General features: G+C 50.7%; 19 protein-coding genes and 1 tRNA gene. 16 read left to right on the top strand and 4 right to left on the bottom strand.

The features are described from left to right. Positions 1–570: 570 nt before the first annotated feature. From PPL9_RS24415 to PPL9_RS24385, 7 genes are all read left to right on the top strand, one after another. The gene (locus tag PPL9_RS24415; RefSeq protein ID WP_057465385.1) at positions 571–876 is read left to right on the top strand and encodes an ETC complex I subunit; all 306 of its coding nucleotides are present in this window, start codon (positions 571–573) and stop codon (positions 874–876) included. A gap of 79 nt (positions 877–955) precedes the next feature. Next, a tRNA-Arg gene (locus PPL9_RS24410) sits at positions 956–1,032 on the top strand. A 307-nt stretch (positions 1,033–1,339) separates the two neighbouring features. After that, entirely contained in the window at positions 1,340–2,332 is a 993-nt protein-coding gene (bioB, locus tag PPL9_RS24405; protein ID WP_057465384.1) for a biotin synthase BioB, read from the top strand. Then, positions 2,316–3,455, top strand: coding sequence for an 8-amino-7-oxononanoate synthase (locus PPL9_RS24400; protein ID WP_057465153.1), 1,140 nt, complete (start codon positions 2,316–2,318; stop codon positions 3,453–3,455). The genes bioB and PPL9_RS24400 overlap by 17 nt, the downstream gene beginning before the upstream one ends. Further along, positions 3,452–4,090, top strand: coding sequence for a dethiobiotin synthase (gene bioD / locus PPL9_RS24395; protein WP_057465152.1), 639 nt, complete (start codon positions 3,452–3,454; stop codon positions 4,088–4,090). The genes PPL9_RS24400 and bioD overlap by 4 nt, the downstream gene beginning before the upstream one ends. After that, positions 4,090–5,349, top strand: coding sequence for an adenosylmethionine--8-amino-7-oxononanoate transaminase (locus PPL9_RS24390; RefSeq protein ID WP_057465151.1), 1,260 nt, complete (start codon positions 4,090–4,092; stop codon positions 5,347–5,349). Before bioD ends, PPL9_RS24390 begins: the two co-directional genes overlap by 1 nt. Beyond that, positions 5,336–6,328, top strand: coding sequence for a beta-ketoacyl-ACP synthase III (locus tag PPL9_RS24385; protein WP_057465150.1), 993 nt, complete (start codon positions 5,336–5,338; stop codon positions 6,326–6,328). The genes PPL9_RS24390 and PPL9_RS24385 overlap by 14 nt, the downstream gene beginning before the upstream one ends. Positions 6,329–6,384: 56 nt before the next feature. On the opposite strand, the gene PPL9_RS34360 is transcribed toward PPL9_RS24385, so the two are convergent. Beyond that, on the bottom strand, positions 6,385–7,326 hold the full coding sequence (locus PPL9_RS34360) for a cytochrome c family protein (RefSeq protein ID WP_057465149.1): 942 nt from the start codon (positions 7,324–7,326) through the stop codon (positions 6,385–6,387). A 25-nt stretch (positions 7,327–7,351) separates the two neighbouring features. Here PPL9_RS34360 and PPL9_RS24375 point away from each other — a divergent pair, with 25 nt between their 5' ends. The 3 genes from PPL9_RS24375 (at position 7,352) to PPL9_RS24365 (ending at position 9,273) form a co-directional block, all read left to right on the top strand. Beyond that, positions 7,352–7,948, top strand: coding sequence for an RNA polymerase sigma factor (locus PPL9_RS24375; protein WP_244273451.1), 597 nt, complete (start codon positions 7,352–7,354; stop codon positions 7,946–7,948). Continuing rightward, the gene (locus PPL9_RS24370) at positions 7,945–8,706 is read left to right on the top strand and encodes a hypothetical protein (RefSeq protein WP_057465147.1); all 762 of its coding nucleotides are present in this window, start codon (positions 7,945–7,947) and stop codon (positions 8,704–8,706) included. Before PPL9_RS24375 ends, PPL9_RS24370 begins: the two co-directional genes overlap by 4 nt. Positions 8,707–8,814: 108 nt before the next feature. After that, positions 8,815–9,273 (top strand): MarR family transcriptional regulator, encoded by a 459-nt coding sequence (locus PPL9_RS24365; RefSeq protein ID WP_057465146.1) that lies wholly within the window; start codon positions 8,815–8,817, stop codon positions 9,271–9,273. A gap of 33 nt (positions 9,274–9,306) precedes the next feature. Here the strand turns inward: PPL9_RS24365 and PPL9_RS24360 are convergent, their stop codons facing one another. From PPL9_RS24360 to PPL9_RS24350, 3 genes are all read right to left on the bottom strand, one after another. Then, positions 9,307–11,274, bottom strand: coding sequence for a TonB-dependent receptor (locus PPL9_RS24360; protein ID WP_057465145.1), 1,968 nt, complete (start codon positions 11,272–11,274; stop codon positions 9,307–9,309). 308 nt (positions 11,275–11,582) lie between these two features. Continuing rightward, on the bottom strand, positions 11,583–12,077 hold the full coding sequence (locus tag PPL9_RS24355) for a ferritin (protein WP_057465144.1): 495 nt from the start codon (positions 12,075–12,077) through the stop codon (positions 11,583–11,585). 145 nt (positions 12,078–12,222) lie between these two features. Beyond that, on the bottom strand, positions 12,223–13,038 hold the full coding sequence (locus PPL9_RS24350) for an AraC family transcriptional regulator (RefSeq protein ID WP_208989600.1): 816 nt from the start codon (positions 13,036–13,038) through the stop codon (positions 12,223–12,225). Between the two features lie 308 nt (positions 13,039–13,346). Between PPL9_RS24350 and PPL9_RS24345 the strand changes: the two genes are divergently transcribed. The 6 genes from PPL9_RS24345 to PPL9_RS24320 all read left to right on the top strand — a co-directional run. After that, a complete protein-coding gene (locus PPL9_RS24345; RefSeq protein WP_057465143.1) occupies positions 13,347–15,383 on the top strand; it encodes a TonB-dependent receptor in 2,037 nt (678 codons plus the stop codon). 66 nt (positions 15,384–15,449) lie between these two features. Then, positions 15,450–17,048: an alpha/beta hydrolase-fold protein gene (locus PPL9_RS24340; protein ID WP_057465142.1), complete on the top strand. Its 1,599-nt coding sequence runs from the start codon at positions 15,450–15,452 to the stop codon at positions 17,046–17,048. A gap of 156 nt (positions 17,049–17,204) precedes the next feature. Beyond that, positions 17,205–18,119 (top strand): siderophore ABC transporter substrate-binding protein, encoded by a 915-nt coding sequence (locus tag PPL9_RS24335; RefSeq protein WP_057465141.1) that lies wholly within the window; start codon positions 17,205–17,207, stop codon positions 18,117–18,119. Between the two features lie 59 nt (positions 18,120–18,178). Beyond that, complete coding sequence (locus PPL9_RS24330) at positions 18,179–19,132, top strand: iron chelate uptake ABC transporter family permease subunit (RefSeq protein ID WP_057465140.1); 954 nt, start codon at positions 18,179–18,181, stop codon at positions 19,130–19,132. Beyond that, entirely contained in the window at positions 19,107–20,066 is a 960-nt protein-coding gene (locus tag PPL9_RS24325; protein WP_057465139.1) for an iron chelate uptake ABC transporter family permease subunit, read from the top strand. The genes PPL9_RS24330 and PPL9_RS24325 overlap by 26 nt, the downstream gene beginning before the upstream one ends. After that, the coding region (locus tag PPL9_RS24320; RefSeq protein ID WP_152986826.1) for an ATP-binding cassette domain-containing protein at positions 20,063–20,343 on the top strand (281 nt) is incomplete at its 3' end. The genes PPL9_RS24325 and PPL9_RS24320, both read left to right, overlap by 4 nt.

Here is a 20,343-nt window from a genome sequence, read left to right as displayed (position 1 = left end):
GCCGCGTCTTCTTCGCGTAGTTTCTCATGCACCTGGCAGCAGGCATAACACCTGACTACAATTTTGCACCCACCCTTCATCACAGGCCAAAGGCGGGCGAGCGCACATCATTGAATGTGGCAGTGTTGCCCTCAAATGAGCGGGCACCAGAAAAGCACTCGAGGAACTTTGTGTATTAAAGCTACCTTCAAGCGCTTTTATTTCCAGTGAACGCTCAGTTCGCGCGCAAACTAGTTTTGTCTCCGGTATATTTCAAGTTAAAATTACTTATAAACTTTGGAGAAGTAACTAGTCACAGAAATATCACGAAAGCTTCGCAATTTCTTAATTAAAAATCGCCCAACGTCAAGTCCGGTAATACTGGAAATAAAACCGCAATTATTGCACCGGTTAGCGCAATTATTGCACTTAAGGCCGCAATGAGTGCATCTATAGCTATTTACTAAGAGAAATCGGTATAGCTTGACCAAGTGCATTGACACCAATGGCATAATTGGAGAAGAAACAGGAAAACTGGTATATCGCGTTGGAGAGTATGTTTCCGAATCCAATGCGAAAAAGAGAGGTTACATGGTAGCTCGCATTTACAATCCAGCCAAAACTGCAATGCAGTCCGGAACAGCCAAAACCAACAACTGGGTGCTGGAGTTCGATCCACAGTCCCCAAAATCCATTGATCCGCTGATGGGCTATACGTCATCAGGTGATATGAAGCAGCAGGTAAAGCTGAAGTTCCCGACCAAGGAAGAAGCGGTCGCCTACGCAACACGCAACAATGTTGCATACCGTGTTGATGAAGAGAGCAAACGTAAGCACCGCCGCGCATCCTATTCAGATAATTTCCGTTTTGACAGATTATCTCCGTGGACACATTAAGTTTCAGCATTGAGATTATTCTCTAACGGCCTTATGAAACATCCCACGCACCGGGCGATCCACTCGCCCTTGCAAAAGCGGTCCCTTAGCTCAGCTGGATAGAGCACCGGCCTTCTAAGCCGACGGTCGCAGGTTCGAATCCTGCAGGGATCGCCATTTTTCTCTCCCAATTCATTGAGCGAAAACTCAGCTCCCTCTAAAACTAGTAGTTTCCTGCATTCTCGCCCCTTTTGAGCAAATTTATCTCATCATTTGAGTGGCGCAGCTTTTTATTCCAATGTGACATAGCCAAATAAAATCTTCAGTTTTGAAATGCTCAAAATCTCAGCAAAACTGAAGGGATATAAGGTGTTCAATCAGTGGCAGTTTTAATAAATTCCTCTAATAGATCATTGTGCACGCCACATTTTTGCTGTAATTGACGGCAAAACACGCCCTAGGGGAAATCAACGAGTTGAACTGCGTGCAAAAATCATCTGACATCCGTACGAACTGGACGCGTGAAGAGGCTGAGTCTCTTTACAACCTGCCGTTTAATGACCTGCTGTTTAAAGCTCACTGCGTTCATCGCGAGCATTTTGACCCCAATGAGGTCCAGCAAAGCCAGCTCTTAAGCATCAAGACAGGCGGTTGCCCGGAAGATTGCGCTTATTGCAGCCAGTCCGCTCGCAACAACACCGAGCTGTCCGCCTCAAAGCTTCTTGAAGTCCAAATGGTGCTGGAAGAAGCCAAAAAGGCGAAGGAAGGCGGCGCAACCCGGTATTGCATGGGCGCAGCCTGGCGCTCTCCTAAAGATCGCGACATGCGCGCCATTGAAATGATGGTGGAAGGCGTCAAAGAGCTCGGCATGGAAAGCTGCATGACGCTTGGCATGCTGACGCCGGAGCAAATTCTGCGCCTCAAAGATGCTGGGTTGGATTATTACAATCACAACATCGACACTTCAGAGCGCTACTACAGCGAGGTTATTACAACCCGCAAGTTCTCTGATCGTATCGATACCCTGAATCTGGTCAAGGAATCCGGTATCAAAGTCTGTTCTGGCGGCATCGTCGGCATGGGCGAAAAAGATATGGATCGCCTCGACATGCTGGTTTCTCTGGCAACACTGGAAGAGCATCCGGACAGCGTGCCGATCAACATGCTTATCCCGATTGAAGGCACGCCGCTTCAGGATGCCGAACCGGTTGACCCGATTGACTTTGTTCGTCTGATTGCCGTTGCACGTATCATGATGCCGAAATCTCATGTACGCCTGTCGGCAGGCCGGACAGAAATGTCTGATGAGACGCAGGCAATGTGTTTCTTTGCTGGAGCAAACTCCATCTTCAAAGGCGAAACACTGCTCACCACAGACAACCCGGAAGACTCCAAGGACGCAGCTTTGTTCAAACGCCTTGGTATCCGCCCTATGGGGCTGAAAAGCTGTGCGGCTGAGCATGAGCCTGCTGAATAAGCACCAAGGAGCGCTCGAGCGCCTTGCAGAACGGGGCAGGTCCCGTTCTTTGCTCAAAGCGCATGGCTGCGATTTTTCGTCCAATGACTATCTGGCGCTGACAACAGCGCCAGAATTGCGTTTAGCGGCAGAAAACACTCTTGCCCGTGGTGTCGGTCTGGGTGCTGGTGGCTCACGTCTCTTGCGTGGCAATGACCCGGAGCATGAAGCCCTTGAGCTGGAAGCGGCAAAACTGTTCAACACAGAGCGATCCCTTTTCTTTGGTGGGGGATACAACGCCAACATGGCGCTGTTCTCAACCCTGCCGCAGCAGGGCGACCTTGTCCTGCATGACAGCCTCATCCACGCCAGTGCACATGACGGCATGAAGTTGGGTGCAGCCCAGTCCATGGCCTTCAAACATAATCAGGTTGAGGATGCGCTGGCACGTATTGCCCAGTGGCGCCAACAAGGCGAAACAGGGCGCATCTGGATCGCTTGCGAAAGCCTTTACAGCATGGACGGAGATCAGGCACCGATCAGGGACCTGATAGAACTTGCTGATACGCACGATGCTTTTTTGCTGGTCGATGAAGCCCACGCAACAGGCGTGCTGGGTGAGGGTGGCAAAGGCCTGGCGGCGGAGTTTGAAGGCCGGGAGAACGTTATTTCGCTCCATACTTGTGGCAAAGCTCTTGGAGCCTCCGGCGCACTTGTCTGCGGGCCAGCTGTTCTGATCGACTATCTCATCAACCGCGCGCGCGGGTTCATCTACGCAACCGCGCCATCGCCTCTGGTCGCAGCCATCGTGCGTGCATCGCTAAAACTGCTACAGGATCAACCGGAACGGCGGGACCAGCTTGCTGACCTTGTAAAACATGCAAATGCTGAGATGAACCGTCTGTGCGGACAAAAGGGCAGCGGAACGCATATTCTTCCGTTCTTCATTGGTGATGACAAACGCACCATGTTGATTGCAAAAGCACTGCAGGAACGCGGCTATGACATCCGCGGCATTCGCCCACCAACCGTACCACGGGGCACATCCCGCCTACGCATTGCGTTAACCTTGCATGCCAGCAAGTCTGATGTATCCAACATGTTTGAAGTGCTTGCAGAAGAAATGGGGCTGGTTCGCTCATGACAAAACCAATCGTAGTTACAGGCACCGACACCGGTATCGGTAAAACAATTTTCTCTGCAGCGCTGACGCAGGCTTTAGCTGCCACCTACTGGAAGCCCGTTCAATCCGGACTGGAAGAAGAAACCGACACACAAGCTGTGACGCGTCTGACAGGCTGCAAAACACTGCCAGAGACTTACCGTTTGCATGTACCTGCATCTCCGCATTTCTCAGCGGAAGCAGAAGATGTCCTGATCGATACGGAGAGTCTGGCATTACCTAAGGTCGATGGACCGCTCATCGTTGAAGGGGCAGGCGGTCTTATGGTTCCGCTCACGCGCGAGACGCTTTACATTGACCTCTTCAAAAAGTGGCAGGCACCGATTGTGCTGTGTGCCCGCACCGGCCTTGGCACCATCAATCACAGCCTGCTTTCCATTGAAGCACTGCGTACCCGTGGCTGCAACCTGCTCGGCATCGTATTTATCGGTGAGGAAGTGGCAGATTCAGAACGTACGATCACAGAGTACGCAGGTGTCAAGAAGCTTGGCCGCTTGCCACTGCTGAAACAAATCACCCCAGAAACAATAAGAACAGCGTTTGCAGAGAATTTCCGTCTGGAAGACTTCTGCCTGCAAAACGGGGAGAACGCATAATGTCTAAGCACTCACCAATCTGGCATCCATTCACCCAGCACGCTGTGCTGACGGAAATGACCAGGATTACGGGCGGTTCTGGCGCATACCTGACAAAGGATGACGGCGACAAACTGCTTGATGCCATCGCTTCCTGGTGGGTCGTAACCCACGGCCATTGCCATCCCCATGTTATTGACGCGATCAAGGAACAGGCTGAGAAGCTGGATCAGGTAATCTTTGCAGGCCATACCCACGAGCCCGCAGAGCGCCTTGCACAGCAGCTGCTCAAATGCACGCCTGACGGACTGGACTATGTCTTCTTTTCAGATAGCGGCTCCACCAGCGTGGAAGTGGCACTCAAGATGGCGCTCGGCTATTGGCATCATCTGGGCGAAAACCGCCAACGCATCGTAGTCATGGAAAACAGCTATCACGGCGATACCATCGGCACCATGTCCGTTGGCGAGCGTGGCGTTTTCAACCAGCCTTACAATCCGCTGCTGTTTGATGTGGCCAAAGTGCCATTCCCAACTGCAGGCAATGAGCAGACTACAATTGATGAGCTGAAAAAGCTTTGTGCGCAAAGCGATGTCGCAGCATTCATAGTTGAGCCACTCGTTCTGGGTGCTGGCGGCATGCTGATGTATTCCGCAGAAACCCTGCGTGCGCTCTATGAGGTCTGCAAAAAGCATAACGTCCTGTTCATCGCTGATGAGGTGATGACGGGCTGGGGCCGTACAGGCAAGATGTTCGCTTGTGAGCACGCCCAAATCACACCAGATATCGCGTGCTATTCCAAAGGCCTGACGGGTGGTTCTCTGCCACTTGCCGTTACCATGTGCTCCTCCGCGATCTACGATGAGCATTACTCCATGGACAGAAGCAAAACCTTCTTCCATTCCAGCTCTTACACAGCAAACCCAATCGCCTGCGCCGCTGCTGTCGCCAATCTGGAAATTTGGGAAAATGAACCAGTCTATGACCGCATAGCAAAGCTCATGCAAATGCAATCCGCAGGTCTTGCACGCTTCAAAGACGATGGCCGTTTCACCAACATCCGTCAAACCGGCACCATCGCCGCCATGGATATCAACGTTAAGGATCACGGATATCTGTCTGACGTCGGCCCGCGCCTCTATGAGTTCTTCAAGTCAAAGAGTCTGCTGCTGCGCCCGCTTGGCAACACACTCTATTCCATGCCGCCATACTGTGTCACTCAAGGCGATATTGACCAGATCTACGACGCAATAGCTGAGGCTGCTGATGAACTCCTCTAAGGACCGCGGCGGACTAATCGGCTTCGGGCATTACGCACCAGAACGCCGCGTACTGAATGCGGAAATCGAGCAGGATCTGGGACTGGAAGAAGGCTGGATCGAACGCCGCACAGGCATTCGCGAGCGCCGCTATGTCTCGTCAGACCAGGCGCTGACAGATATCGCCCTGCCAGCAGCCCAAATGGCCATTGACGACGCAGGTATTGATCCTGCTAAAATCGGCCTGACACTGCTGGCAACCAGCACGCCTGACCATCTGTTACCGCCGTCAGCGCCTCTGCTGGTGCACAAACTTGGCCTGCCAAACTCCGGCGGTATCGATATGGCAGGAGCTTGTGCAGGGTTCCTCTACGCACTGGCCATGGCCGATGCCTATGCCAAAGCGCAAGGCATTGCAGTTCTCGTCGTCGCAGCCAACATCCTAAGCCGTCGCATCAACCCGGCAGAACGCGCCAGCCGCGTGCTTTTTGCAGATGCCGCAGGTGCTGTTGTGGTTCTGCCACCAGCACACAAAGAACAGGGCATCCTTGCTGCAGATCTGGCATCTGATGGTGCTTATTACGATCTCATCAAGATCCCCGGCGGAGGCAGTCGCACTCCATACAGACCGGATATGGACCCCAATGAATATCTGATGAGCTTGCAGGGCGGGCAGACGGTTTTTGCCAAAGCGGTCAACACGCTTACTGACTCAGCAATGAAAATTCTGGGGCAGGCGGACGTCAAACCGTCAGAGGTAGACCACTGGGCACCCCATCAGGCCAACTCTCGGATCATTCAGGCTGTCGGAACCAATCTTGGAATAAATGCAGATAAGACACTGATGACTCTGGGGGAGTACGGCAACAGCTCTGCCGCTACCATCCCATTTAGCCTCTCCAGGTGTCGGGAAAATCGAAGCTATAAGGTGGGCGACAAAATCCTATTGTCTGCCATTGGCGCAGGTTTCGTCAGCGGGTCTTTGTTGATCGGCATGTAATAAATGCGCCCACTCGTGGTGGAAAGACGAGCGGGCGCGAGCGCATCAAACCGCAGCTATTTTGATGCGCTGTCCAGATAAGCCAGCAGATTCTCGATATCTGCTGGCTTCTTCAAACCGGCAAATGCCATTCGGTTTTTTGGCAAGAATTTCTTCGGCTTAGTGAGAAACTCGGTCAGAGACTCTGTATCCCAGGTTACATCGGCGTTTGCCATGACCTTGGAATATTTGAAGCCCTCAACAGCAGCTGCCTGACGGCCAATCACACCATGCAGGCTCGGGCCAACTTTGTTCTGCCCTTCCTTCACGCTGTGGCATGCTTTGCACTTCTTAAAAACTTTCTTCCCCGCCTTCACATCACCCGCAAACGCCACCTGAACCGGAGCAGGAGCGGCAACTGGTTCAGCTGCGGCCTGCTTTCCCTCTGTTGTCAGCATAAGGCGAAGAGTAACCGGCACCGTCCGTGTAATCCCGTTCAGCTTGGCAAGTGTTTTCAGCTGATCCACACCCGCATTTACGCCAGCTTCCTCAGTTCCCAAAAACACCATGTCATTGGTCGTCGCCAAAACTTTGCTGTCGGAAATGCGCGCCACAAAAACTTCCGTTTCTACCGGGATCTCAGTGCCCAGCAAATTGAGCGTGGCTTCCAGATCAACAACAGTGGTTGCGCCAACCGCAAGCTGGCTCAGCTCAGCAACGTCCAGCTGTGCAGTCAGATCAGCAGACCCGATGCTTTGAAACACAATCTGGCGCATACGTTCATTGCGGATATCGATGTTGGTCTCAACAGACCCCAGATCGATCTTCAATTGCAGCTTGCCATCTTCCGAGACAGAGCCGGAGAGTTTCTCAAAGCTGTTCACTTCCCCCACGGAGTTCTTCTTGATGGTGCCGTATGAAAGACGTGAGCTTTCGCTGTCCACGCTCCAGGTTTGAGCAAGGGCACTGCCAGACAACAGTAAAAGCATCGCAGAGGTGCGAAAAAGGGTTTTTACCATAGGTATGTCGCCTTCGTGATTTGATGTGATTGACGATTTTTGGTTGCTATCAATTGAGGAACACACGACAGCTGGCTTTTATTCGATGTATTTTGGAAAAAAATATCAGAAACGTTTTCAAAGTGACCTAATCACCATCATGCCCCGGCTCTGGCGCTTTGCACTTTCGCTTGCAGGGCAAAAGGATCTGGCGGACGATTTGGTGCAGGCCACATGTCTGCGGGCATTGGAGCGGGAAAACCAGTTTCATGCAGGTTCAAACTTTGCCGCCTGGACCATGACCATTTGCCGGTCCATCTGGTTAAACGAGATGCGCAGCCAGCACCTGAGGAAAACCGGCCAGCTCGACACCGCCATCGAATCCAGCCTCATCGACCCGTCTCCATCCCCTGAAACGAATATTTTTGCCGCTGAAGTGTTTAAACAAGTGATGCGACTGCCAGAAGGTCAGCGCTCTGTGGTGGAACTTGTCTTTGTTGAGCAATTCACCTATCGCGAAGCAGCCGCAATTTTAGGTATTCCTATTGGAACGATCATGAGCCGTTTATCTGCAGCCCGAAAAACGCTTGCGCCTTTAAAGCAGGAACAAGCCAACCAGATGAAGAAGGGAGAGCTGGCATGACGTACACCGACGAACACCTACGGTCTTATCTGGCAGGCTCTCTGGACCCTGAAACCGCGCAGCAAATAGAAGCGGATCTGGAGAGCGATCCGATCCTGGAACAACGCCTGCTGGCACTTGAAGGTCTGCTCCCCGTCGTCCAGCAAGGCTTTGCAGAGATCCCTGACGCAGATCACCTGAAACAGCTGGAAAACAAGATCTTCGCACAGCCAACCCCTGCAAACGATCATGCAGTCGCTCCAACCTTTGTCCGCACATGGGGCACCCGCGCAGCAACGCTTGTGATTGGCTTGGCCATCGGAACAGGCTTCATGTACTGGGCAGATGACGCAACTGACTGGCGGCAGGAAGTTGCAAGCTATCAGGCGCTTTACGTCAAAGAGACAATCGCATCCTTGAACAGGTCCGAGGATGAACTGAAACAAGAGCTAGCTGAAGCCTCAACTGCTGTAGGCCAGCAGCTGAACCTTTCAGACCTCAATGATCTGGAAGGCTTGAAACTACTGCGAACCCAGGTTCTGGGCCATGAAGGCGCACCACTCATCCAGATCGTCTTTGCAGACCCCAACGGTGCCCCGGTTGCGTTCTGCATCCTCAAAGACACCGATGCCGCCGGAACGATCATGCAATCCACCAATCTCAAAGGCATGGCCTCCGCTGACTGGACCGGCAACGGCTATCGTTACATCATTATTGGAGGCCAGAACCAAAGCCGCATCGACACCGTCGCCGAGCAAATCCACTCCCGTGTTTTGTAGGTAAGGAGAGCCTTACGCAAATCTTTCTGTCAGTATCTGTCAGAGCGGGCGCCGCAGGGGGGATCAGTATGCTAGGTCTTTCGGATTGCTGACTGGGACTTTGCGTTGATGAAAACATACGACGAGATTGAAACGGAGGCTGAAGATAAGCTTGCAAGCCGTGTCTGGTTTCACCTGATGCGGGCCCACCGCTATCTTTACCCACGCTTTGAGCGCAGTTTGCGGACGCATGGCATTGATAACCCGGTCTGGTATGAAATTCTGCTGGAGGTCGAACGTGCCGGAGAGCAAGGGGCAAAGGCCTCTGACTTGCAAGACCATCTGCACATGGCGCAGTTCAGCATGTCACGGCACATCGCCCGTATGGAAAAGAAGGGGCTGATTGAGCGTCGCCCAGATAAAGAGGACGGACGCGCCCAGCTGATTTTCCTGACACCTCAGGCCGCCCATGCCCACGAGGAAATCTGGCCGCATTATTTCAAAATCATCCAGCAGGAAATCGGAGAACGTCTCACCAAGAAAGAGGCGTTTGAGCTTTTCAAACTGCTGACCAAGCTCTACGAATAAAAAAGGGCCGCTAAACAGCGACCCTCTCGTTTCCTAGAACCGGTAGTTTGCCGTCAGACTGAAGGATCGACCCGGTTCCTTCAGGGTGCCAATAACGTTGTAATCGCCCCCATAAGTTCCCCGGTCTGAGTAGTCCTCATCAAAAATGTTGTTCGCTTCAACACGAAGTTTCAAACCATCAATCTGCTCTGGTTCATATTCCGCAAACAGCCCGACAACTGCAAAGCCTTCCAGTGTTCGATCTGAATCTCCGGTTGCTCCGGTGTCATAATCAAACGCCCCCTGAATATCACTGCCAATTGTCAGATCATAATCATCCAGCCGATGAGAAACATTGAAGGCGAGTACTTGCCCTAAAGGTGCTGCTAGATCCAACGCAGAATAAGAACTTGCGTGACTGCCTTCCACCTCTGCTTCGGTATAAGAGTATGTCAATCTTGCTGAACCTGACTGCCATGCATAGCCCGCTGCAAGGTTAAAGCCGGTGGTCGTCACATCTTTAGAAACAACATGGTAAACCTTCGTGGGTGTTTTGACCTGCACTTCTCCGCGAGCGTTCTTGATCTCGGTTCTGAAAACATTACCGGAGAAAGAAAGGCCTTGCCGTTCAAATTCAAACCCTGCTGTGACGTTTTGAGAGCGTGATGGCTTGAACTGTGTGTAGTTCCAGTCAGTCCAGAAGAGGTAGTTATCCTCCAGCGCATAACCGCCAAACACATTGGCATATCCAGCTTTCAGCTTGAACCCCTCTGCCAGTTCATAGGAAATTGATGCATTGCCGCTTGCTCCTGTCGCTCTGGCATCAAAATCTGAGATACCTTCAAAGCTCTGATGATCGACGCGCGCGCCGACTGAAACTTCAAGGCCAGAGAGAACTTCCGATCGCACCTGCCCAAATGCACCGAAGTTATTTGCGAATTCCGTTGGGTCCTGAGCGGCGTCTTCGAACTTGGAAGTCTTGCGATAAAAGTCGACACCAGTGGTGAAGCTTGTCACATCATTGAAATGGAAGGTGTTTGCCAACTTACCATTCAAAGTGTTGGAAGTCCCTTTGCTCTCCTCCACATCGATGTTGCTTTCACTGAAGCCAAGCACGATCTCTGGATCATAAAGATCCGTAGGTTCCAAATGCTCATAGCGGAATGAGAAGCTCTTCCGCATCGTATCGTAAATGCGGGTCGGTGAACTGCCTTTGAAAGCACCAAAGTTAGCACGATAAGGCCGCTCTTCTTTATCCTTCAGCATCATGCCCGAAACTTCAAAGCGATGCCCGCTTTGTGAGGTGTAACCGGCTTTGAGTAGGCCAGTCTGCAAGTTTGCTCCGGTACCCGGGATTTCCCAGTTACCGCCAGAGGTGTAGTCCTGTCCCTTAGCGTTTTTAGCGAAGGCCAGAATATCAAAGCCGTTATGCTCAGCAAAACCAGTCAAAGCTTGGGAGAATGTATTGCCGTTTGTATCAAAGCTCAGCGTGGCTTTGCCGCCCATGGTCTCGCCATCTTCCAGCAGGTCTAATGCATCAATCAGCTGAAAGGCGATGGAACCGCCCAGAGCGTTCGGGCCAGAATCTGCAGCGGCAACACCCGCATCCACACGCACCGCACGCAACAACGCTGGATCAATGGCATTGGCTGTTACATGGTGGAACGCACGGTTGTTCTGCATCGCGCCTTCAATAGTCATGTTCAGGTTGAGAGCATCCACACCATTGACGAAGATCTTCTGGGCAATAGGGATACCGCCGCCAACCGTTACTGAGGCATTCTCAGCAAACACATCACGAAGATCACCCATCTCAGCGGCTTCAATCGCTTGAGTTGAAACGTAGATTGAGGTGTTTCTGTCAGCAGCCACTGCAAAGCGATCATTGTTGAAACTATAAACAACAACAGGGTCCAGCTCCTCGCTGGCATCCACACTATCCTGCGCTGCAGCCCCGGTAGAAAAATAAGCACCGTTTAAAACACAAACGGAAACAAGCAAGCGCCACCGAAGTTTCTTCATTAGGATCCCCACCCACATATTGGCCGTATTACCTACGGCGAATCAAATATGAGATAATTACTCATGTTTATGCGCGAGGGTATATGGGAGTGCAATTATAGATGCAAGTGCATCTATATACATAAACGTTTGCGACACGATCAATGAATTAAAATCACTATAAAATGCAATATGTTACGTAATTTTTATCAAAATCTGATCTGTGTGTATCTGCTGAATTTGGCAGGGGGGTGCTCATAGATCACCAGGCACAAAACAAAAAAAGCCCCCGCTAAAAGCATAGCGGGAGCTTTACAATAACAAGAGATTTAAGCTTGGCGCTGGCCCATCTGATCATCAAGTGTCAGCAGATGCCAACGGTCATCACCAGCAGCTTTCACCTGGTCCAGAACACGGCGGAACAGATCTTCTTCTTCAATCTGCTCTTCCAGGAACCAGTGCAGCATGTTCTGCGTCCCATATTCCTTTTCATCATGGGCGAGATCAAACAAAGCATGGATTTGCGACGTGACCTTCACTTCCATTTTCATGGCAAGCTCAATAGCTTCCTGTGCTGAATCAAATTCAACAGTAGGAGCAGATATGCCTTCCAAAGTAACGCGGGAGTCCCGCTTCACGATGAAGTCATAAATACGCATTGCATGGTCAGTCTCTTCTTTTGAATGAAGACGGAACCACTTTGCAAAACCTGGCAGCTCAATGGAATCAAAGTAGGCAGCCACAGCGAGGTAAACGTAAGAGGCACTCAGCTCAGCATTGATTTGCTGGTTAAGAGCTTCTGCGACTTTGGTGTTGAGCTTCATCGGATTCTCCAATCAGTAATTTTGTGGAGACAGATTTGAAGAGCTACAAACTATTCGCTTTGACCAAAGTCAATTTGAGAAGAATTATCTTAGCAATTGCAAGTGATTAGCAGTTTCACAAATGACCCTTTTGGGAGCTCAGGCCCTATGTTCTCCAGGTCTTGGGCGCAGATCCATAGATCCGCTTAAAGGCATTGCTAAAGCTGGACGGGCTGTTATATCCCGCCATATAGGCAGCCTCAGAAACAGTAATGCCGCCTTTGTTGATGGCTTGCCGCGCCTTCTCCAAACGCTGTTTGCGAATGAAATCAGAGACTGTCAGATTGTACTTTTCCTTAAAGTGGCGCTGAATGCTGCGTTTGCTAAGGCCCGTTTCTTTAGAGATTCGCTCGATGGAAAGGTCTTCCTCCAGATGCTCCAGCAGAAATTCCCGCACCTTCAATCCTTTGATCCGTAACTGACTGTCCGTTTCCCGCTTCTCGGCCTGGACTGCCCCTTGCAAGTGAGCACAGCTCTGAGACATCAGGCTTAACGCCTCGGCTTGACGTTGAAGGCCCCCGATTTCATCAGCCCCGTCATTGGTCATAGCCAAAATCCGCGCAGCACAGTCCACCATACGCTCATCTGGCTGCCAGATGAAGTAATTCAGGTGGCCATTCATAAAGCGCCGCACTTCCGCAGAAAGAGCAGAGGCCTGAAACCCAATTGCACCGTACCAGTCCGGTTGAGCTGCAATGCCAACCTTGCGCAGCGAGTGCCCGGCCTCACTCGGCTTCAGGCGCAAATTGGCAGGTTTTCGCAGGTTGAACAGCAGAGCCTGAGGCTTGGGTGTTTCGCGATCCCCGGCATCCAGATCAAAATAAACATCATCAATGTAAAACTGCTGCTGACCTTCCAGATAAATGAAAATCTGGAAAATAGGTGAGAGCTCCACCAAACTTTCATTTTCATGATGGCCCATCGTCTCATCCAGGACTTTGACTCGGATCTGCTGCTCAATCTGCACAGAAAGTGCTCCCTGACTTTTCACTGGCGCGAATGGATATGTTTTTGGCGCACACGCCAATGCATTTCCAATCGACGAACGCCCCCTCATAAATATATTATGAGTTTTGAAGTCAAGTTTAAAACTTCGTATAAATGAAGTAAGTCCAGCGCGACCTTCCAGCTCACGAACATCTCGGTAAAGAGGTGCCCAAAGTGCTCGCCACACACTGCGAGCGCTCATGGTGCTGTGCTGTCGCGCGGATACTATTGGAGAATGTTTCGATGTCTAGCCGCGACGTTGATAGAGCACTTAAGAACGCCCGTTTTACGCAAAAAACGCAAATGAACGCACTAAACCTTTTATTGGTTTCCACCGCGCTGACTTGCGCTTCAGCGGCATCCGCTCAGGAGAATAAACTGCTGGATGAAGTGGTCGTCACAGCCTCAGCTTCTGAAGTGACCTACAAGAACGCGCCAGCGAGTATCTCTGTTATCACCGCAGATGACTTGGAAAATCAGGGGGCTCGAGACGTTCGTTCCCTTCTGGAAAGTGTAGAAGGTCTCACGTTCAACAGAGCTGGTAATCAAAGCAAAGTGCAGATCCGCGGACTGAACGAGAATTACACGTTGTTCCTGATAGACGGAAAACGCGTCACCTCCGCTCCAAACGCCTTCCGCGGAAACGACTACGATTCCGGCTGGGTTCCGCTCGAAGCCGTCGAACGTATTGAAATCGTTCGCGGTCCTATGTCCTCACTCTACGGTTCAGATGCAATCGGTGGTGTTGTCAACATCATCACCAAGAAGGAAACCGAAGAGTGGCACGGCTCACTTACCAACGAATATACCCTTCAGGAAAACCGCAAATCCGGTGATTATGGCCGGACGGGTTTCAATCTTTCAGGTCCAATCCTCAAAGACAAACTTTTCATGCGAACCTACGGCAGTTGGGATTTTCGCCACAAAGATTCAAGCACTCTGAACCCCGACAGTGCAAGCGGGCGCGCCAATGCAGGCTTTGCCAAGAGTGATAACAAGCACGTTGATACGACTGTGACCTGGGATGTAAACCAAGAAAATTCCGTTGATTTTAACGCAGGTTACAGCAAGCGCACACACGATAAGACAACATTGGACAGATACTCAGCGGGCATAACTCATCACGGCTCCTACGAGTTTGGCGAGACTGAGCTGCGTGTCTTTGGTGACCGCATCGACAACTCCTACGGCCACGGAAACGCCGCTGGCGACGATATGCCGAACACAGCTTATAACTTCAATGGCGATGGCAAAGTCAGCTTTGACGCAAATCTTCTGGTCCCGAACTTCATCACCGTCGGCGCGACTTACCAACATCAATCCCTCGAAGACAAGTATGTGCTTGTCGGCGAGGGCGGGGCAGACAGTTCCCTCTGGCAAGCCGCAGCCTTCATTGAGGACCGTCTTGAAATCACAGAGGATTTCGAGGTCACACTCGGAGGCCGTCTGGACAAACACGAAAAATTCGGCTGGAACGCCAGCCCCCGCGTTTACGGTGTTTATCACCTCACACAAGCCCTGACATTCAAAGGCGGCTGGTCCTCATCCTTCAAAGCCCCAACCTTGCTGCAACTGTCCCCCAACTGGAAACAGGTCTCATGCGGAGGGGATTGTTTCTTAGAAGGCGCTGAAGATTTGAACCCGGAACTGGGCAGTAGCTTTGAGGTTGGCTTCAAATATGACGAAGCAAAATGGAGTGCAGGGCTAACCGGTTTCCATAATACGATCAAAGACATGATCCAGTTTCCACCCGCCAGAACAGCTGATGTTGCTGTTGCTCAGACCTATTCCAACTATGTTGGTCTCACTGCAGATGGCAAACCGATCTTCAAGTTTGAAAACATTGAAGAAGCTCGCACAATGGGGATAGAAGCCAACCTGACCTTGCGTCCAACAGATGAGCTGACTGTCTCTGCCAACTACACCTATCTGGATGCAAAAAACACAAGCGCCAACGATGCACCGCTTGCCTTCCAGCCAGAGCATACTGCAAACGTTAAACTGGATTACAATTTCAGTGAAAAATTCAGTTTCGCGTTATCTGCCAACTACGTAGGCGAACAATACACCTCGGTTCCCGCCAACGGTGACATGGCCTTTGCCCGCAAAGTAGACGGTTACATCACAGCAGGCTTCACAGGTCGCTATGACGTCAATAAGAACTTCACGTTGCGCGCTGGCGTTCTAAACATTGCTGACAATCAGATCCTGAAAACGGATTGGGATGAGTTCAATGTTGACGGTCGCCGCTACTTCATCTCAGGCACCACTCGTTTCTGATCTCTAATAATGAAAGAGCAAGGAGGTGAGCCCACGCTCACCTTCAATGCGTAGAGGTGTATCACTATGTTTTCATTTAAGAAAACGATAGTCAGCTTGATGGTTTCTATGATGTCTCAATCTGTGTCTTCAGGGTCAGCACTCGAACTTTCAAAACCGGAAAGTACGACTGAAACACGGTTTCTTCAGCAAGGCCGGGAAGAAGTCTTTGAGCTGCAGGCGGAAACCGGGGACTACATAGAACTTGGCTGGCAAGTGAATTCTGGCCGTTTTAACCTGGACAGTATCAACCGATTGACTGGTGCTCACATCCGCAGGTTTGTTTTTTCAAACGCTGGCCGTTCACCATTCTTGCTCGTCGTAGAGGATACACCAATCAATCTTAAAGTCTCTGCAATTGAAACCGGGCACTACACGCTGTCTATCATCAAGCAAGTTGGTACTGAGCATCAGAATATAGAACAAAATGAATACCTTAGCCCGCGTATTGCCAACCTTGCAGATCACCTGAAATCAGGCGGCTCAACGGATGTCTTCTGGACTGAGATTGAACAAAAAGGCACGCCGCTCATTGAAGACAACGGAAACAACAAGAGTATCCTGACATTTCTTGCCAGAGGCGCCAGAACTGGTGTCCGCCTCCTTGGTGCCCCAACAAGCAATCATGAAGAGCTTGAGCAGCTTGCAGGCAGTGACGTCTGGTTTAAATCATTTATCGTTCCCAACACCACGCGCCTTTCTTATCAACTTGCTGTTGATGTGCCGGTGATTTCAGGTACTTGGATGGAACGCCGGAGAGCGATTCTGGCAACTCTGGCAGCAGATCCGCTCAACAAGCACCCTTGGCCAGCAAACGCAATTGATCCTTACAATCAACACTCTACGGTGCTTTTGCCAGCGGCTGAAGCAGGCCATTTTCTCGGCAATCAGACAGTCGCAAAAGGTCAGGTCACACATTCTGAGATTGAGAGCAAAGGCCTTGGGAACAAACGCGATATCTGGCTATACCGTTCCGCCGGCTATGAAGCATCAAAAGCAACCGCTCCGCTGCTCATCATGTTTGATGCAGAACACTATAAAGGCCGCATCTCTGTTCCGGACATTCTGGATAACATGGTCGCAGACGGCGCAATTCCGCCATTAGCAACCGTATTTGTATCTCATATAGATTCAAATACACGAACTCAGGAGCTTCCTAACAACGCTCAGTTCGCTGCGTTTGTAGCGGAAGAACTATTGCCATTTGCACAGGCAGAGCTTGGTATATCCGCGACACCAGAAAGAACCATTTTGGCAGGCTCCAGCTTTGGTGGCCTTGCGTCCAGCACCATCTCTCTGCGCTATCCGCAACACTTTGGAAATGTACTCTCCATCTCCGGATCCTACTGGTACTCAGAGGAGAATGACGAGAATTACGTCGCGAACCTCATTGCAAATACTCCCCTTCAAGAAATCCGTTTTTTCCTCAGCGCGGGACTCTTTGAAAAGAGTGTAGGTGGCGGAGATGGCGGGATACTACAGTCCAATCAGCATCTTAGAGACGTTCTCCTTGCCAGGGATTATGAGGTGAAGCTGGAAGCCTATGCCGCGGGTCACGACTTATTCTCATGGCAAATTATTCTCAGTGATGGCCTTATTTATTTAATCGGGAAGGGTGCCCCATGACGGGTTGAAATCCCGTTTAGATGCAATTGCATAAAAATCTGAGTGTAAACTTCAGGTATTATTGGACATCCTCATTTTTTGATTTTAGATAGAAACAAAGCTCAACAGCCAGGCTCTGATGCCAAGCCATGAGACATCTATCCAACGGAGTTAGAAATGTTTCATCGTGTAACGAGATCGGTTGCCGCTTTCGCCTGCCTCGCCCTCGCAACTTCTCCAGCCCTTTCTGATCAGGTCGAAATCAACACCGCAAATGGCAAAGCCAGCGTCGTTGTTGAGCCCAAAAATCTGATTGTGTTTGACATCGGAGCGGTCGACAACCTGAATGCACTTGGTGTTCAACCAGCAGGCGTCGTCAACAAAATGTATGTCGATTACCTTGATGGCGTTCAGTCTGAGGCAGACGTCATCGGAACTCTGTTTGAGCCAGATTTCGAGGCAATCAATGCGCTTGAACCTGAACTGATCATCGTTGGAGGCCGTTCCAGTAAACAGGCAAAGCCATTGTCTGAACTCGCGCCAACCATCGATATGACGCCAAGTTCTTCAGAGGTTTCAGCAACGCTGCTCGCGCATCTGGAAGCCTACGGAAAGGTCTTTAACAAGCAAAAGAAAGCTGCGCAACTTACTAGTAATTACAACAGGTTGCTAGAACAAGTAAAAGCTTCAGTTAAGGGCAAGGGCAAGGGCAAGGCGCTGTTCGTTCTCACCAACGGCCCTAAAGTCTCTGTATTCGGCCCGGGCTCACGGTTCGGTTGGTTCCATGATGAACTGAAAATTGAACCGGCAATGACTGAGGTTGCCGTGGCGTCTCATGGAGAAGCGGTGTCTTTCGAATACATTCAAAAGGCCAATCCTGACTGGCTTCTGGTGATGGATCGCGCAACAGCAATCGGCAGTGATGCTGAAAATGCCCGTCAGGTTCTGGACAATGAACTGGTAGCCAGCACGACTGCGTGGAAGAAGGGGCAGGTGATCTACCTTGATCCGGCTGCAACTTACATTGCCCAAGGTGGTTATCAGGCAACCATGCGCATCTTCAATCAGCTGATCGAAGCCTTCAATAAGTAATAGTTGTCGCCAAGAGCTGGGCACGTGCTGCTCAGCTCTAGCCATTTCCTTGGTGTCCCATGAAAAACATCGGCGTTGCTATCGTCGCTCTGTTCGCGCTTTCCTGCTTCAGCCTATTCGTTGGTGTCAAAGAGATCTCCATCTCTGACTGGTGGCAAACCCCTCAGAACATTGACCTCTTTTTTATCAGTAGAATCCCGCGCACATTGGCAGTTGTTTTGACAGGCGCATCCCTTGCTGTTTCAGGTGCTGTCATGCAAATGCTCGCCCGAAACAGCTTTGTGGAGCCTTCCAGCGTTGGCACAGCCCAAAGTGCAGCACTGGGCATTTTGCTTGTGACACTGCTTTATCCCGGTAGCCCTTTGATTGTGAAAATGATTGTCGCGTCCATCACATCGATGATCGGTATGGCTGTCTTCCTGGCAATGATCTCCAGATTGCCGGTAACATCTCCATTACTCGTACCGCTCGTTGGTTTGATCTTCAGCGGCATCGTGGAAGCCTTGACCATCTTCATCGCTTTTCAAACAGAAATGCTGCAGTTTCAGGGGACATGGATGAGCGGAGAGTTCTCCGGCATCTTACGCGGCCGCTATGAGCTCTTGTGGCTTTGTGGCGTACTGGCAATCCTCACATATGTTGTGGCTGATCAATTCACCATCATCGGCATGGGCAAAGATGCCAGCATCAATCTGGGCCTCAATTACAAGCAAGTCGTGATTGTCGGCCTGTTTATATTGGCACTTTCAACGTCATTGGTTGTCGTCACAGTGGGCATGATCCCGTTTGTGGGTCTGGTCGTACCAAACATCGCCCGCAGATTGATGGGAGATAATCTACGAGCTAGCTTGCCGTGGGTCGCAGTGCTCGGAGCGCTTCTGGTGCTTGCGTGCGACCTTATCGGGCGTCTAGTTCATTTCCCCTATGAGATACCCGTTGGTACGGTACTCGGCGTCATCGGGTCTTTCGTTTTCCTCTATCTGTTGTATGCGAGACCAGCTCATGCACGCTAAAAAGCTCATTATCCTGAGCGTTTTGCTGGCACTTGCTTGCATCGCTTTCATGACTCTTGGCGCGAAAGGCAGCTGGAGTTTCCTGCTTGTTTTCCGGGGAACAAAACTACTCGCACTTTTGCTGGTGTCAGTCTCAATTTCTGTTGCAACACTACTGTTCCAGACCATCAGCGGGAACCGCATCTTAACGCCCTCCATCATGGGTTTTGATGCTTTGTACCTTCTGGTTCAAACGCTGCTGGTGTTTATGCTCGGAGGTTTCACCTACGTCGCTCTTGATGGACAAATCAAGTTTCTCGCAGAAGTAGGTGTTATGTTGCTTGCAGCTGTATTGCTCTTCTCAACGGTGATGGGAAAAGGCAGGCAGGACCTTCATCGTATGGTTCTGGTGGGTATCATTTTCGGGGTATTGTTTCGAAGTCTGACAGGGTTCCTGCAAAGGATTATCGATCCAAACGACTTCGCCATTTTGCAAGGTGCAAGTTTTGCTCAATTTTCCAGCGTAGACAAAGACCTGCTCGGCCTCAGCATCCTGCTCGTTTCAGCATGTTGCCTTATCATTTGGCGGCTTAGATACAGCCTCGATGTTATCGCACTGGGACGCAGCAATGCGATCAATTTGGGCGTAAACTATGAGAGGGCAAGCTTCGCTGTTCTGGTCCTCGTCGCCACTCTGGTTTCTGTCTCAACAGCTCTGGTCGGTCCTGTCGCTTTCTTTGGCTTGTTGGTGACTAGTCTTGCCCATTTTATCATGAACACCCACCGTCACAGCATTTTGCTGCCGGCCTCTATCCTGATCGCTGCACTCATTCTCGTCAGCGGCCAGACGGTCTTTGAGCGCATTTTTAAAAGCCAGTCTACCCTGAGCGTTACCGTAGAATTCTTCGGCGGCCTTCTCTTTCTGCTGCTTCTCTTTCGAGGAAAAATGAGATGATTGAAATTAATGGTGTTTCTCATAGTTACGGAAAGAGCAAAATCCTTCAAAACATCTCGCTTTCCATAAAAGAAAGCGGAATCACAGCCTTGATTGGGCCAAACGGGGCAGGGAAGTCCACACTCTTGTCCCTCATGGCCCGCTTGCAGCCACTCCAGACAGGTTCCATCTCGTTTGATGGCAAGTCAGTGTCTCAAACACCCACCAGAGAACTTGCAAAGACCCTTGCTATCTTAAGACAAGATAATGCACTCAGCAGTCGTATGTCTCTGCGGGA

It is taken from the genome of Pseudovibrio sp. POLY-S9 (genome assembly GCF_001431305.1).
In the GTDB taxonomy this organism is placed as follows: domain Bacteria; phylum Pseudomonadota; class Alphaproteobacteria; order Rhizobiales; family Stappiaceae; genus Pseudovibrio.
The sequence above is the reverse complement of the archived record's forward strand: the minus strand, read 5'-3'. Positions and strand labels throughout refer to the sequence as shown.